The 14,329-nt window shown below is 65.9% G+C and carries 15 protein-coding genes; 6 read left to right on the top strand and 9 right to left on the bottom strand.

Going from position 1 to position 14,329, the window contains the following annotated elements; all coding sequences use genetic code 11:
• Nucleotides 1-39: 39 nt before the first annotated feature.
• The 9 genes from A0257_21140 to A0257_21100 form a co-directional block, all read right to left on the bottom strand.
• Complete coding sequence (locus A0257_21140) at nucleotides 40-468, bottom strand: hypothetical protein (GenBank protein ID AMR29890.1); 429 nt, start codon at nucleotides 466-468, stop codon at nucleotides 40-42.
• Nucleotides 469-530: 62 nt separating this feature from the next.
• Entirely contained in the window at nucleotides 531-1,664 is a 1,134-nt protein-coding gene (locus A0257_21135; GenBank protein AMR29353.1) for a hypothetical protein, read from the bottom strand.
• Nucleotides 1,661-2,281 (bottom strand): hypothetical protein, encoded by a 621-nt coding sequence (locus A0257_21130; protein ID AMR29352.1) that lies wholly within the window; start codon nucleotides 2,279-2,281, stop codon nucleotides 1,661-1,663. Before A0257_21130 ends, A0257_21135 begins: the two co-directional genes overlap by 4 nt.
• Nucleotides 2,278-3,507, bottom strand: coding sequence for a hypothetical protein (locus A0257_21125; GenBank protein AMR29351.1), 1,230 nt, complete (start codon nucleotides 3,505-3,507; stop codon nucleotides 2,278-2,280). The genes A0257_21130 and A0257_21125 overlap by 4 nt, the downstream gene beginning before the upstream one ends.
• Nucleotides 3,508-3,623: 116 nt before the next feature.
• Nucleotides 3,624-4,172, bottom strand: coding sequence for a hypothetical protein (locus A0257_21120; GenBank protein AMR29350.1), 549 nt, complete (start codon nucleotides 4,170-4,172; stop codon nucleotides 3,624-3,626).
• Between the two features lie 49 nt (nucleotides 4,173-4,221).
• Nucleotides 4,222-4,437 (bottom strand): hypothetical protein, encoded by a 216-nt coding sequence (locus A0257_21115; protein AMR29349.1) that lies wholly within the window; start codon nucleotides 4,435-4,437, stop codon nucleotides 4,222-4,224.
• Between the two features lie 46 nt (nucleotides 4,438-4,483).
• Nucleotides 4,484-5,176 (bottom strand): hypothetical protein, encoded by a 693-nt coding sequence (locus tag A0257_21110; GenBank protein ID AMR29348.1) that lies wholly within the window; start codon nucleotides 5,174-5,176, stop codon nucleotides 4,484-4,486.
• A 22-nt stretch (nucleotides 5,177-5,198) separates the two neighbouring features.
• Nucleotides 5,199-6,200, bottom strand: a complete 1,002-nt coding sequence (locus A0257_21105) for a hypothetical protein (protein AMR29347.1) — start codon at nucleotides 6,198-6,200, stop codon at nucleotides 5,199-5,201.
• A gap of 371 nt (nucleotides 6,201-6,571) precedes the next feature.
• Nucleotides 6,572-6,958 carry a hypothetical protein gene (locus A0257_21100; GenBank protein ID AMR29346.1) on the bottom strand — a complete coding sequence of 129 codons (387 nt, stop codon included), beginning with the start codon at nucleotides 6,956-6,958 and terminating at the stop codon, nucleotides 6,572-6,574.
• 482 nt (nucleotides 6,959-7,440) lie between these two features.
• Here A0257_21100 and A0257_21095 point away from each other — a divergent pair, with 482 nt between their 5' ends.
• From A0257_21095 to A0257_21070, 6 genes are all read left to right on the top strand, one after another.
• On the top strand, nucleotides 7,441-9,765 hold the full coding sequence (locus tag A0257_21095; protein ID AMR29345.1) for an ATPase: 2,325 nt from the start codon (nucleotides 7,441-7,443) through the stop codon (nucleotides 9,763-9,765).
• A 124-nt stretch (nucleotides 9,766-9,889) separates the two neighbouring features.
• The gene (locus tag A0257_21090; GenBank protein AMR29344.1) at nucleotides 9,890-10,267 is read left to right on the top strand and encodes a copper-transporting ATPase; all 378 of its coding nucleotides are present in this window, start codon (nucleotides 9,890-9,892) and stop codon (nucleotides 10,265-10,267) included.
• A 74-nt stretch (nucleotides 10,268-10,341) separates the two neighbouring features.
• Nucleotides 10,342-10,899, top strand: a complete 558-nt coding sequence (locus A0257_21085) for a hypothetical protein (GenBank protein ID AMR29889.1) — start codon at nucleotides 10,342-10,344, stop codon at nucleotides 10,897-10,899.
• 119 nt (nucleotides 10,900-11,018) lie between these two features.
• A complete protein-coding gene (locus A0257_21080) occupies nucleotides 11,019-11,648 on the top strand; it encodes a hypothetical protein (protein ID AMR29343.1) in 630 nt (209 codons plus the stop codon).
• A gap of 80 nt (nucleotides 11,649-11,728) precedes the next feature.
• On the top strand, nucleotides 11,729-12,703 hold the full coding sequence (locus A0257_21075; protein ID AMR29888.1) for a copper oxidase: 975 nt from the start codon (nucleotides 11,729-11,731) through the stop codon (nucleotides 12,701-12,703).
• Nucleotides 12,704-12,761: 58 nt separating this feature from the next.
• Complete coding sequence (locus A0257_21070; GenBank protein ID AMR29342.1) at nucleotides 12,762-14,249, top strand: hypothetical protein; 1,488 nt, start codon at nucleotides 12,762-12,764, stop codon at nucleotides 14,247-14,249.
• Nucleotides 14,250-14,329 lie beyond the last annotated feature (80 nt).

Below are 14,329 nucleotides of genomic sequence, written 5' to 3'. Positions count from 1 at the left end.
GTGACGTAAAGAATTCAGGACCAGCCAATAGCCAGTGAGCTACTTGCGGGCCGAATTGTGGCTGCTGCTGATTTGCCAGCTACCCGCCGGCGATTTGCGGAGCACCAACGTGGCGACCCCGTGCCGTTTGATAAGGGTTTTGGGGTCTTTCTTGAGCGCGATGGTGTAGGTGTAGGTTTCCACCGCGAAGGCGTAGGGGCCGTCCACGGTCACGTCGGCCGCGTAGTCGCCGTAGATAAACGCACTGAATTCTTTCAGCTCCGGGGCGAGGTGGTGCGCCGCGTAGTGGCGGTAGGTGCCCTCCTTGCTGCCCGTTTCCAGCACCACGGAGGTGGGGGTGAAGAGCCGGTCGGTGCCGGTGGTGTCGAGCTTTTCAACGGCGCGTTGGTAGCGGCTCAATACCTGGCGCACCGCCAGCTCATCGGAGGTCGCCGGGGCAGATTGGGCCGCGCCGGAGCGAGCCGCCAACGCGAAAATCAGCGCCCCTAGAAACGAGCAATGCGGAAAGGATTTCATAAAAAACAGGCCGGCTATTGGTTGAGGTACACTGATTTAAGCTGGTAGGTGTTCTGCGTCACGACCCGCTCGCCCGGCTCCAGGCCGCCCAGAATCACGGTGCGCTGGTTGTCGGCCGGGCCGGGCTGCACGAAGCGCAGCTTGAACACTTCGGGGCTGGTGTGGATGAACACGGCGGGCTTGCCGCCCACGTCGGTCACGGCCGCCGTGGGCACGGCTAGTTGGGGCTTGCCGGCGCGGGCCTGCACCCGCACCTGCACGCTTTGGCCGGGGCGCAGGCCCGCCGCGCCGCCGGCCACGGCCAGCACGAGCTGGCGGGCCTGGTTCACGGGGTTCACCACGTTGCTGAACGACACGAGCCGGGCCGGGGCCCCCGCGCCGCCCTGCAAGCCCTCCACCACGAAGCGGCTGGCGGCCTGCACCGGGGCCAGGTCGTCGGCAAACACCTGGGCCGTGACGGCGAGCTTTTGGGGGTTGATGATGGACAAGAGCGGCTGGCCGGCCGTGACCTGCTGGCCCATTGCGAGGGTGAACACGTCCACCGTGCCGCCGATGGGCGCGGTGAGGGCCACCCGCCGCTGCCGGCCCTGCCCGGCGAGGATGCCGGCGTTCTGCCGGGCCTGGCGCAGGCGCAGCTCGGCGGCCACCACATCTTTGCGGGCGGCGATGTCGGCGATGCTCTGCAGGCGGGCGTAGTCCTGCTCGGCGGCCCGCAGCTCGGCCTGGGCGTTGGCGGTGCCGGTGCTGAGGCCGATTTGCTGGGTCGCGTCGAGGGTTTGGTCGAGCACGGCCAGCACCTGCCCGGCCCGCACGGTCTGGCCCACGCGCACGCTTAGGCTCACCAGCCGGCCCGCCTGCGGGGCCACGAGCTGGCCCTCGCCGCCGGGGGCCGCCGCTACCACGCCCAGCAGGGTCCGCCGGGTGGTGAGCGAATCGGGTTGGGCGAGCTGGGTGCGGATGTCGAACAGAAACTGGCTTTCCTTGGGCAGGGCCACTTCGTCGGTCGCGCCGGTGGTAGTGGCGGCCGGCCTGGCCTCGCCGTGGTCTTCGCCACCGTGGGCCTGCGCCGGGCGCGGCGCGGGCAGGAAAGTAGCCAGCGCGGCCGTCAGGGCCAGGCCGCCCAGTAGGAGTTTGGGGGTCGTTTTCATTTGTAAACGGGGGTTTGGGCAACGGTTGCGGGAGCGGGACGGCGGCGGCGCAGGAGCAGGGCCGCCGCCGCGCTGCCGAGCAGGAAGGTGCCGAGCAGCAGCAGGCCGGTTTTCCAGCTCAGCCAGGGCTGGGCGGCGGGCACTGGGGCCGCCGCCACGGGCAGGGCCTTGCCCACGGCAATGCCTTCGAGCAGCAGCAAATCGGCCTGGGAGCCGGCCACGATTTGCGCCGTGAGGCTGTAGGTTTTCTTGGCCGGAAAGTTGGTTTCGACCAGGTATTCGCCGGGGCCCTTCTCGGTAACTTCAAACTTTAGCTTCGGGTCCTCGGGAGAAGTGAAGGTGAGCTTGGCCCCACGGATGGGCGCGTTGGTGGCGAAGTCGGCCAGGAAAAAGCGCATGTCGGCATCGCCGCCGGGCTGGAGCGGCGGGTAGCGCAGCAGCACCTCGAACTGGTCGGAAGTAGCCACCGCGCTAAACGTAGTGGCCCCGGCCGCCGGGGTAGCTTTGGCCGCGTCGCCGTGGTCTTCGCCGCCGTGGGCGAAAGCGGGGGCCGCCGCCAGCCAGGCCAGCAGCAGGAGCAGTTTGAGCAGTAGTTTGGGCAGCAGGTTCTTTTTCATTGTCCGCGCAGGTAGTTGAGTTCGATGAGGGCCTGACTGTACTCCCGGACGGTGGTCAGGTAAGTATTCTGGATGGTAAACGCCTGGTTCAGGCTCTGAATAAGCGCCAGGTAGCCGATTTCGCCGGCCCGGAACAGGCGCTGCGACTGGCTGATAATGGCCGCCGACTGCGGCAACCCGGTTTGCTCGTAATAAGCCAGCGACGACGAAAACTTGCGGGTGTCCGAGAGGCGCTGCTGGTAGTTGGTGCCCAGCTCCAGGCGCTGCACCTGGGCCTGCGCCTGGGCCACGTTGGCGCGGGCGGTGGCGGCTTGCAGCTGGGCGCGGTAGGTCCAGAAGTACAGCGGCACCGACACCCCAAACTGAAAGCGGTAGCGGGTGGGCGAGTCGGCCAGGCCCTGGTTCTGGTAGCCCACGGTCAGGGCCGGGTTGCGCCGCGCCCGCACCAGGCTGATGCCCGACTGGCTCAGCTCTACGCTTTGGGCGGCGTAGGCCAGCGTCGGGCTTTGCCCCACGGCTACGCTGTCTTCGGCGGGCAGGCCGGCGAGCAGCGTACTGCCGGTGCGGGCCAGGTCGGGGCCGGTTTGGCGCAGGTCGGCATCGGCGTGCAGCTCGGCGGTGGGCTGGCCCAGCAGCAGGCCCAGCCGCCGCTGGGCCGCCCGCAGGTCCACGGTGGCCTGGTCGAGCTGGTTGCGCACCTGGCGGGCTTCGGCCGCCGTGCTCACCCGTTGCAGGGCCGTTACCTCGCCGGCCTTGAAGAGCCGGTCGGTAGCCGTTTGCAAGGCCCGGAACAGGCTGTCCTGGTAAGTGAGCTGCCGGATTTGCGCCTCCGCAAATTGCAGCGTGAGGTAGGCCGTGCGCACGTCGCGGCGCACGGTGGCGCGGTTCACGTCGCGGCCCCGCTCGGCCAGGGCGATACCCGCTTCGGCGGCCCGCGCCTGCCGCTGGTACACGGTCGGGAAGTCGATGGTTTGCACCACGCCGGGGGCCCACTGGTAGCCCGTGGGGGCCGAAAATAACACGTCGGGGTTGCGCAGCGAAAAGCTGCCGCGCCGCAGCGCCCGCTGCTCGGCAATCTCCTGCTGTGACTGCCGCAGGCGCGGGTGCAGGCGCAGCGCCCGTCCCTCGGCGCTATCAAGCCGCACCACCACGCGCTGCGCCCAGGCCGGGGCAGCGGCCAGCAGCAGCAGGGCCAGCAGCCCGGTTTTTAAGGGAATATTATTCATAAAGAAGAAGTTGAGGAACCAGGCAAACGAACGCCCCGGCCCTAAAAACTTTGGGTGGCCATTCACGCCGCGCGAGGTAGCCAGGCTACCCCGGCCAGACCGGGGCGGGCCGCTAATCAGGATTTTTTCACCAGGGCCATGCCGCACTTGGGGCATTTGCCGGGCTGGCGGCTGGTTACTTCCGGGTGCATGGGGCAGGTATAGACGGCCCCCACGGCCTTGCCGGCGGCTCCGTCAAGCTTATCGAAGCGGGCGTTAACGGTTTTGCCGCTGGCGTTGAGCGTGACGATGGCCGTGCGCACCTTCGCGCCGGTGGGCAGCTTAGCGCTGAAGTGGTCGGCCCCGGCCGGCACGAGCGGCAGCGTAGCGGTCGTGTTGTTCGCCAACTGCACCAGCACCGAACCCGTAGTGCCCCGGTTAGGCACGGCGCTCATTTTAGCGCCCAGCAAGTACACGTCCAAGCTGGTGGCCTGCATCAGCAGCTCCAGGTGGTAGGCCCCGGCCGAGCGCACTACCCCGCCGTGGGGGGCCACGTGGGCGTGCATTTCGCCGGGGGCCAGCTGACCAGGCTGCCCGCCCGCGCCGTGGGTATGCTGGGCTTGCGAAACGAAGGGGGTGGCGGCTAGTACAGCGGCCAGCGCGAAGGCATTAAGAAGGTTTTTCATCGGTATTAAAAAGAAAATAAAGTGGGGGGATTTAGCGGTAAGGACCGGGCTACATTTTGGCCATCGCGCCGGTCAGCGAGCCGGTGGCGGCGGTGCTGGTGGTGGCGGGGCTACTCGTACCGGCGGGGCCATCGGCCCTCCTGGTCGAGTCCGCCGGGGCGGGGGCCGCCGTTGTTTCCATCGTGGTCGTCGTGGCTTTGTCGTTACCGCAGGCGCTCAGTAAGGCCGTAGCCAGGGCGGCGGAAGGAAGCAGGGGACTGTTCATGAGTAACGGGGGCTGGGGTAGGGTAAAAAAGGAATGCGTGGCCGGGTCAGTGGGCTGCGCCGTGGTTTTTCAGGGCCGCCCGTAGCAAGCGGGTTTCGGTGGGCTGCTCAGCGAGCACCTGCCGGGCCAAAGCCCGCGCGGGGGCCGGCAGCCGGCCCGTGCCCAGGGCTGCCCGTGCGATGGCCGCCGCCCCGCCGCGCTGGGCCAGCAGCAGGGCCGCAAAATCGTGGTCGGGCACCTGGGCCACCGGGTGGGCCCGGAACGATGCCTTCACCGCACCCCGAACGCTGCGCGTGAACGGGTCTGCCAGGTCGTCGGGGTGGTAGTTGCGGGCCTGGCCGTGCAGGCGCTGGGCCAGCTGGTCGGCGGCGGTGCGGGTCCGCTGGGCCCGGTCCCGCACGGCGGCGGCTATTTTGCGCAGGGCCGGGTCGTGCCCCTCGCGCAGCTCTGCCCGCGCCCCGGCCAGGATGCCGCGCTGGTAAATGGCCAGCACGTGCGCAAAGTCGTGGCCCACGTTGCCCACCAGCGGGTCGGTGTGCAGCTGCGCCAACACCTGCTGCTGCACGTCTTCCAGCGAAGCCGAGTCGAGGGAGGGAATGACCAGGTCGGAGGGCACCCCGGCAACCTGGGGGGTCCCGGTGCGGGCCGGTGCGGGGCGTTGCGCGGGGGGCGCGTCGCTGCCGCAGCCCGACAAGAGTAGGGCCCCGGCGAAAGCAAACAGCAGCGGCAGCGTGTTCATGAGCAAGTGAAAAAAGGGGGAGCTAAGCCGCCGCGGCCGGGGCCACGTTCACCGTGAAATCGGCCGTGCGCACCTGCCCGGCGTGGTTGAACTGCAGAAACACCCGGTACAAGCCCGGCTTGTCGAACCCGGTGTGGAAGCCGATGACGGGGCCTTTGTCGGCCTGGTCCTGCGGATGCACGTGCAGGTACTGTTTGGTATCCTGGCTGATGACGACCATGTGGCCCAGGGCCCCGAGGTAATTGTAGAGGTCCGCGACGAGCTGGCCGCCCTTGGTAACTTTTACTTGCAGGAATAGCGGCTGCCCTACCCGCACCGGCTTGTCGAAGCTCAGCGTGGCCTCGTAGCCGCCCTGCGCCCAGCGCCGGGTATCCTGCTTGAATACCACCGGGGCCTTGCGGGGGCCGGCTACGCGCAGCACCTGGCGGCCCAGCTGATGCGACTCGCCCACCGGCGTGTAGTCCTCGAATACCACGTAGTCGCCGCCCGTCTTGAAGGTGAACGGTACGTCGTAGTTGCCCTGGGCGGTGAAGGTGGTGTGCTCGTGAAAGAACTCGGATAGGTCCCGGCTCACGATGATGATGTGCATCTTTTTCTCGTGAACCACGGCTAGCGGCACGGGTGCTTTCTCCTGGCCGGCGAGTTGGGGCAGAAAGGAGAAATTGACCGGCTGGCCCGCCCTGAGTTGGGTGGGCTGGGTGGTCATCAGCATCTGGTACACCTTGCCGTCGCCGCCGGCGGGCTTATCGGTGTGCTCCAGGGTCATGCCGCACTTGGGGCAGGTGCCGGGCTTGTCGCTGCGCACTTCGGGGTGCATGGGGCAGGCGTACACGTGGCCGCCGCTGTGCGCCGCGCCGGCCGCGTGCATGTCCATGCCGGCCATGTCGCCGTGGTCGGGGGCCACATTAACGGGCTTTTGGGTGGTGGAAGACGATTTATCGGCTGCGTCGGTATTCGACGAGCAGCTGGCCACGGAAAAGGCGAGGCCGGCGAGCAGTACGGCCCAAGACAGTAAGTTTTTCATTCGAGCAAAAAGAAGACGGGAAGAAGTCGCCACCACGTGGCGACGATGGGATACGCCGGACCGACTGCCGGGCAGGGTTTACGGGGCTACCCAGCGGGAAAAGCGGCGCTGCGCCCGCGGCGGCTGCCACCGCGCGAAGCCAGTAAGGGCGGCCAGGGCAGCGTGCAGCGCATGAGTCGGGTGCGGTGCGCGGGGTCCTGCGGGGGCGGCACACCAGCCAGTTCGCAACAACTTTTCGTTGTTGGCAAGAAGAGCTGCCCAGAAGAAAAAAAGGGGGCCTGGGCCGGACCTACGGCCGCTCAACCCACGCAAAAAGGCCCGGCCGGGTCATAGCGAAGCTATGCCGGCGCGGGCCTGGGACACGAAAGAACTCAGACAATCAGCGACTGAATGAAAATTCGGATGTCGGGGATTTTGGGTTTCAACTGCCGGCGGGCCACAAGTGCGACGGGCCGGGTGCGGTCCCAGCGTTGAAAGCGGGCCGGCAGCGCGTAGGGCGCGGCCAGCGGGGTAAAAGCCGACAGCAGCTTGGCTACGTCAGTTCTGGGCGGGTGCGCCAGCGTAGCCCACACGGCGGCGGCATCGTCCTGGCAGCAGTTGTCTTTGGAAGGGGACTTGTGCGAGTGCGGGGCGGGGTGCGCGTGGTGAGGGGCGCTCAGCGCGGCGTGGTCAGGCGACGGCTCGGCTTCGTGGTGGTGCGGGGGCGTACCAGCCAGGTGTGCGTGCGCATGGGGCGCGGCAGTCGGCATGGCGGGCATCGTCAAGGCGCACACGGCTTGCCCAAAGAACACGTGGAGGAAGACCACCAGCAAGGTGGCCGCCGTAGCGCGTCGGGAATGGGATGAAAGCCGGAACATCAGAGCAAAGCAACGGTGAAATTCGCCAAAAAGTTTATCACGCCCAAACAGCAAGGGCAGCAGTTGAGGGGCGGACACGGGCCGGTGGCCCCGGCCGGCGGGGCTGCTTTGGCCATTAACAAGGACTGCACCAGGAAATTCGCAGGCTTGATGGCCCCACCGACTCGAACGCAGCCGCTTCGTGCGGCGGCTTTATTTCTGGAAACCTTGTAAGTCTGGTGGTTGAATCGTGCATGGGGCGGGGCTTATTCAGCAACATCCGCCTAATGTTGCAAGCGCCAGGTCTAATTCTACACATCCAACCGGGTGGGAAGGGAGTTTACTACTTGTTAAACAAGCGGCAGATTTTGCCGTCCGCTTGCTTTTAAACTCAATCCCTTCCCGTGGAAACATTGGCTCATCACCCGACCCCCGCCGCGCCCCCGCCCACCCCGGCGGCGGGAACCGCCACGGCCACGCTCAACATCGAGGGCATGACCTGCGCGTCCTGCTCGAGCGTCGTGGAAAAAGCCCTGGCCCGCACCCCCGGCGTGACGAGCGCCACCGTGAACCTGGCCAGCGAAAAGGCCACCGTGGAGTACCTACCCGGCCAGATAACCCGCGCCGGCCTGGCGGCTGCCGTGGAGCAGGCCGGCTACGGCGTCCATGAGGCCAGCCCCGCCGCGGCGGCCAACGTGCTGGCGAGCGATGAAGAACTGACGGCCCGCAAAGCCGCCGCGTACCAGCACCTCAAGCAGCGGTTCGGGGTGGCCGTGGGGCTGGCGGTGGTCGTGATGGCGCTGAGTATGCTCATGCTGTGGCCGGCCGCGATGCAGCGGGTTTCGACGCCTGTGCTCAATTACGTGCTTCTGCTGCTCACGCTGCCGGTGCTGGGCTACTGCGGGCGCGAGTTCTACGTGTCGGCCTGGAATGGCTTTCGGCACCGCACCGCCAGCATGGACACGCTCATTGCCGTGGGAACCGGGGCGGCATTTGGCTACAGCTTGGCCGCTACGCTCGTACCGGGTTGGTTCAGGAGCCGGGGCCTGGTGCCGGAAGTGTACTACGACACGACGGCCACCATCATCGCCCTCATTTTGCTGGGCAAGGTGCTGGAAAGCCGGGCCAAGTCGCAAACCTCGGCCGCTATCCAGGCCCTGATGGGCCTGCAAGCCAAAACGGCGCGGGTGGTGCGCCAGGGCCAGGAACTGGACGTGCCGATTGCCGAAGTGCTCGTGGGCGACGAAGTGGTGGTGCGGCCCGGCGAGAAAGTGGCGACCGACGGGGTGCTGCTCACCGGCCACTCGGCCGTGGACGAGAGTATGCTCACCGGCGAGAGCCTGCCGGTGGAAAAAAAGGAAGGCGACGCGGTGTTTAGTGCGACGATTAATAAAACCGGCTCCTTCCGCTTCCGGGTGCTGAAAGTGGGGGCCGAAACCATGCTGGCGCAAATCGTGAAGCTGGTGGAGGAAGCCCAGGGCAGCCGGGCCCCCATTCAGCGGCTGGCCGATAAGGTCAGCGCCGTGTTCGTGCCCGTGGTGGTGATGCTGGCCATCGCTACCTTCGTCGTGTGGTTCGACCTGGCCCCCGCCGCCACGCGCCTGCCGCTGGCCCTGGTCAATTTCGTGGCCGTGCTCATCATCGCCTGCCCCTGCGCCCTGGGGCTGGCCACGCCCACAGCCATCATGGTGGGCACCGGCAAGGGAGCCGAGTACGGGGTGCTGATTCGCAACGCCGAGGCCCTGGAAAAAGCCGAAAAGGTCACCACCGTGCTGCTCGACAAAACCGGCACCATTACCCAGGGCCAGCCGGCCGTAACGGATTTCGTGCCTACCAATGGCCACGCACCCGCCGACTTGCTGCCGCTGCTGGCCGCCGTGGAGCGCCAGAGCGAGCACCCGCTGGCCGAAGCCGTGGTGCGCTACGCCGACGCGCAGGGCGGGGCCCCGGCCCCAGCCACCGACTTCCAGGCCTACGAGGGCCGGGGTGCCGGGGCCACCGTGGCCGGCCAGCCCGTGCTGCTCGGCAACCGCCGCCTGCTCGAAGAGCAGGGCATTGCGCTTTCAACCGCCACCGAGCAGGCGGCAGCCCAGCTGTTGGGCCAGGCCAAAACGGTACTTTATGCCGCCGTGGGCGGGCAGGTGGCGGCCCTGATTGGGGTAGCCGACACGGTGCGGGCCACCAGCCGGGCCGCCGTGGGGGCCCTGCAAGCCCAGGGCATCGAGGTGGTGATGATGACCGGCGACAACCAGCAAACCGCTGCCCAGGTGGCGCAGCAGGTGGGCATCACGCGCTTTTTTGCCGAGGTCCTGCCCGCCGACAAGGCCGGTAAGGTAAAAGAGCTGCAAGCCGAGGGCCGCACCGTGGCGATGGTGGGCGACGGCATCAACGACACGCCCGCCCTGGCCCAGGCCGACATCGGCCTGGCGATGGGCGGCGGCACCGACGTGGCGATGGAAGCCGCCGGCATCACCCTCATGCGCTCCGATTTGCAGGGCGTGGTTACCGCCATCGCCCTCTCGCGGCAGACGATGCGCACCATCAAGCAGAACCTATTTTTTGCCTTTATCTACAACACGCTGGGCATTCCCATCGCGGCGGGGCTGCTCTACCCGTTCACGGGCTGGCTGCTCTCGCCCATGCTGGCGGCCGGGGCGATGGCGCTCAGCTCGGTATCGGTGCTGACGAACTCGCTGCGGCTGCGCGGGTATTCGCCGGCTAAAAAGTAAGGCCCCGTCGGCCATTGCGAGCGCAGCGCGGCAACCGCGTCGGTCGCTCAACTGGTTCGTTCTGGGGCGATTGCCGCGCTGCGCTCGCAATGACAAACGACTTTAAATTTCTAATCCCCAAAAAATGGATGCTTCCCAAATTTTCGTGACGCTTGGCGGGCTGGGCCTGCTGGGCTTCGTGGGCTGGTTCTTCTTTCTGGCCCCGCACCAGGTAGCAGCGGCGGTGTCGGCGGCGGCGGGCATTCAGCAGGTCGATATTACCGTGAAGGGCGGCTACTCGCCCAACGTAATCGAGGTGACGCACGGCCAGCCGGTGCAGCTTAATTTCTACCGCGACGAGGACAACAGCTGCTCGGAAGAGCTGCTGCTGCCCAATTTTAACATCCGGCGCGAGTTGGCCCCTTATAAAACTACGGCCATCGAGTTCCTGCCCCAGCAGGCCGGCACGTTTGAGTTCACCTGCGGGATGCACATGCTGCGGGGCAGCCTGGTGGTCAAATGAGCTCGGCAGCGCACGTGGCGGCGGCTGCCCTGCCGGCCCCGCCCAGCGGCACCACCCGGCTCTACATCCGCAACATGGTGTGCCCCCGCTGCCTGCGGGTGGTGCAGCGCGAGCTGGAAAAAGCGGGGCTGGTGGTGGCGGCGGTGGCCCTGGGCGGGGCCGACGTGCGTGCCGCCGATGGCGGCCCCGTGGATGCGGCGCTGGTGCAGGCCGCGCTGGAGCCCCACGGCTTTGCCGTGGTTGATGACCCGCGCGACCAGCTTGTGGAGCAGGTGAAGGCGTTGGTGGTCGAGTTGATTCACTACACGCCGGCCGCGGCCCAACCGTTCCAGACGTACTCGCATTTCATCAGCGAGCGGGTGGGGCGCTCGTACGCCTACCTCTCCCATCAGTTTTCGGCCCGCGAGGGCTTGACGTTAGAGAAGTATATTATTCGCCAGAAAGTGGAGCGGGCCAAGGAGCTGCTGAGCTACCAGGATACCAAAGTGGCGGCGGTAGCCCGGCAGCTGGGCTACAGTAGTGCCGCGCACCTCACCAACCAGTTTCGGCAGGTCACGGGAATGTCGCCCACCGCGTTTCAGCAATTAGGACCCGGCAGCGCCGGTCGCCTGGGCCTGGATAATCTGGCGTGAAGGCTGGGAATCTTACAACGAATACGGGTGAATCGTGGGCAACCAGCAAACTAATATTCACCGTTTATACAGGTGAATTGTCTCCCTACCAACTGCCTCATTTACTTACGAACTACCCCATGCTACGTGCCGTCCGTTTACCCTTATTCGCCGCCGCCCTCGCGCTGGGCGCATTTACTTCCTGCAAAAAGGATAACTCCACGGGGCTGCAAGTGCAGGCCCACGACCAAAGCGCCCTCATGACCATCATGCATACCATGATGAAGGATATGAGCCTGATGAAGCCCACCGGCGACCCGGACAACGACTTCGCCATGATGATGGTCATGCACCACCAGGGGGCCGTCAACATGGCCAATGAGGAGTTAAAAAACGGCAAGGACGCCGAGATGCGGGCCCTGGCCACCAGCATCATCGCCAAGCAGCAGGACGAAATCAAGCAGTTCACCGCTTTCCTGACGGCGCACCCGGCCCACGCGCCGTTCCTGCCCGATTTTGCCATGATGCAGGACGCGAACATGATGCGCATGGACCAGGCCAACGACCTGCGGCCCCTGACCGGCGACACGGACTACGATTACGCCCAGCTCATGGTGGACCACCACCAGAGCGCCGTTGAAAACTCCGACCTGGAGCTGAAGTACGGCCGCGAAACCACCACCAAAACCCTGGCGCAGAACATCATCACCGACCAGAAAATGGAAATCGACCAGTTCCAGGCCTGGCTGCTGAAAAATAAGAAGTTCTAGGGGCCCCGGCTGGCACCAACCGAAGCAGCGGGGCGCGTGCCCCGCTGCTTTTTTACTTTACTTCTCCACTTCGTATGCAAATGCACGATGCGTCCTGGGCCCCCGGCTGGCTGCTGTGGGCCTGGTTTGGCCTGACGCTTATTTCCGCGCTGTACGTGACCTGGGACCTGTTTACCCGAACCCCGGAAATGAAGGTGATGAAATGGGGCTGGGTGCTGGTGACGCTCTACACGGGGCCGGTGGGGTTAGCCATTTATTGGTTTTCGTGTCGGGAGCCGGCTCCCGGTGCGCACGAGCAGTTCATCGCGCCGCTGTGGAAGCAAGCCGTGGGCTCCACCATCCACTGCGCGGCGGGCGACGCGACGGGCATCATCGTGGCGGCCGGTATTACCGGGGTCCTGGGTCTGCGGATGGGGGTGGATATCTGGGTGGAATACGCGGCCGGCTTCGCGTTTGGGCTGTTTATCTTTCAGGCTTTGTTTATGAAAGACATGATGAACCTGGGTTACGGCCAGGCGGTGCGGGAGTCGTTTTTGCCGGAATGGATGTCGATGAACGCCATGATGGCCGGGATGCTGCCCACGATGGTCATTCTGATGAGCCGCGACGTGCGGGCCATGTCGGCCACTTCGCCCTGGTTTTGGGCGGCCATGTCGGCGGCCACGCTGGTGGGGGTAGCGGTGGCCTACCCCGTGAACTACTGGCTGGTGCAGCACCAGCTCAAGCACGGCATGGGTACCGAACGAGCCTTGGGCAAGGGTGGCACTCCGGTCACCGCGGAGCACGATATGGCGGGAATGACCGGCATGGCGGAAATGAGCCCCGGCCCGCCGGTAGCCAGTGCGGCGGGGGTCCCCACCGGGCCCGCGCCGATGGCGGGCATGGACTTGGACCCCGACGCCCCGGTTTCGGGCGGGCGCAAGGCGGCCGTTACGCTGCTCACGCTGCTGATGCTGGCGGCGGGCTACTGGCTGGCCGCCCGCTACGGCGACTTGTCGATGCGGCCGGGCGGGGCAATGGAAACCATGCCGGGCATGGTCAGCGCGGCCAAGTAGCGGCTTACGCAGCCGCAGATGACAACTATTTAAAAAACTTCACGGTAAACCACTTGCTATGAAATCACTACCCCTTACTTCGCTGCTGCTCCTGGCCGGCACCGCCGCGCTGGCTCAACAACCCATGCCCGGCATGAATATGCCGCCCGCCCCGGCGGCCAAGCCCATGCCCGGCAGCACGATGCCCGCCGATACGGCTAAGAAGATGCCGGGCCACTCCATGAGCGGGATGGACGGGATGGGCGGCATGAAGATGGATAGCGCCGACGGCATGGGCATGATGGGAATGCGCAACGCTTTCTCCAAAAACCTGCCCATGACCCGCCAGGGCTCGGGTACGAGCTGGCACCCGGATAACTCGCCGATGTACATGAAAATGTACCAGCCCGGCGGCTGGGACGTGATGCTGATGTACTCGGTGTTTCTGCGCTACACGAGCCAGAATTTCAACCATAGTGACCGGCGCGGCGACGCCAACTTCCGCGCCAACACCTACGCAATGGCGATGGCCAACCACCTGGTGGGCCAGCACGGGCTGTTCACCATCCACGCCATGCTCTCGGCCGACGCGCTCACGGTGGGCGGGCCGGGCTACCCGCTGCTGTTCCAGACCGGCGAGTCGTGGCACGGGGTGAAGCTGCACGACCACCAGCACCCGCACGATTTAGTGAGCGCCCTGGGCGTGGCCTACACCTATGAGGTGAACCCCGACGTGGACCTGACCGCCTACGTGGGCTACCCCGGCGAGCCGGCCATCGGGCCACCCGTGTTCATGCACCGGCCCTCGGCGAGTAACTTTCCGTCGGCCCCGCTGGGCCACCACTGGCAGGATGCCACCCACATTCAATTTGGCGTAGCCACGCTGGGCGTGCGCTACCGCAACGCCAAGCTCGAAGGCTCGCTCTTCACCGGCCGCGAGCCGAACGAGAACCGCTACAGCTTCGACCCCATCCGGCTCGACTCGTACAGCGCCCGGTTTTCGGTGAACCCGGCCCGCAGCCTGGCCTTACAAGCTTCTTTCGCCCACATCAAAAGCCCGGAGGAGTTGTCGCCCGAACGCAACCAGGACCGCACCACGGCCTCGGTGCTGCACAATGCCGCGCTGGGCAAGGGGGCCATTCTCTCCTCGGCCTTCGTGTGGGGCATGAACCGCAACAGCGGCGGCACGTCGGGCGTGGATTATTCCAGCTCGTTTTTGCTGGAAAGCAACTACCAGGGCCGGCAGTTCAACGTGTTCACCCGCCTCGAAACCTTGCAGCTCAACTACGACGAGCTGCTGCTGCCGGCGGCCACCGACCAGGCCCTGAACGCCAACCGGCAGGTGGCGGCCTTCACGCTCGGCGCGTCGAAATACCTAGCCAAAACCAGCGCCGCCTGGGTGGACCTGGGGGCCACTGGCACTCTCAACGCCTTCAACACCGGCGACGCCGCGCTGGTCAACGCCTACGGTAAGACCCCGCTTTCCTTTGAAGTATTTTTGCGAATTATTGCCCCGCGGATGAACATGCGCATGGGCGGCACGGGGCGTAAGGGAATGAGGATGTAAGCCGGCCGAACTACCCTTTTAAAGCCAAATTTTCAGCAGTCAGGCCCAGCTGACGTAGCGGGGTCTGGATGCATTACTGT

The organism is Hymenobacter psoromatis, from assembly GCA_001596155.1.
Taxonomy (GTDB): domain Bacteria; phylum Bacteroidota; class Bacteroidia; order Cytophagales; family Hymenobacteraceae; genus Hymenobacter.
Note: the sequence above shows the minus strand (reverse complement) of the source record. Positions and strands in the feature narration are given on the sequence as shown.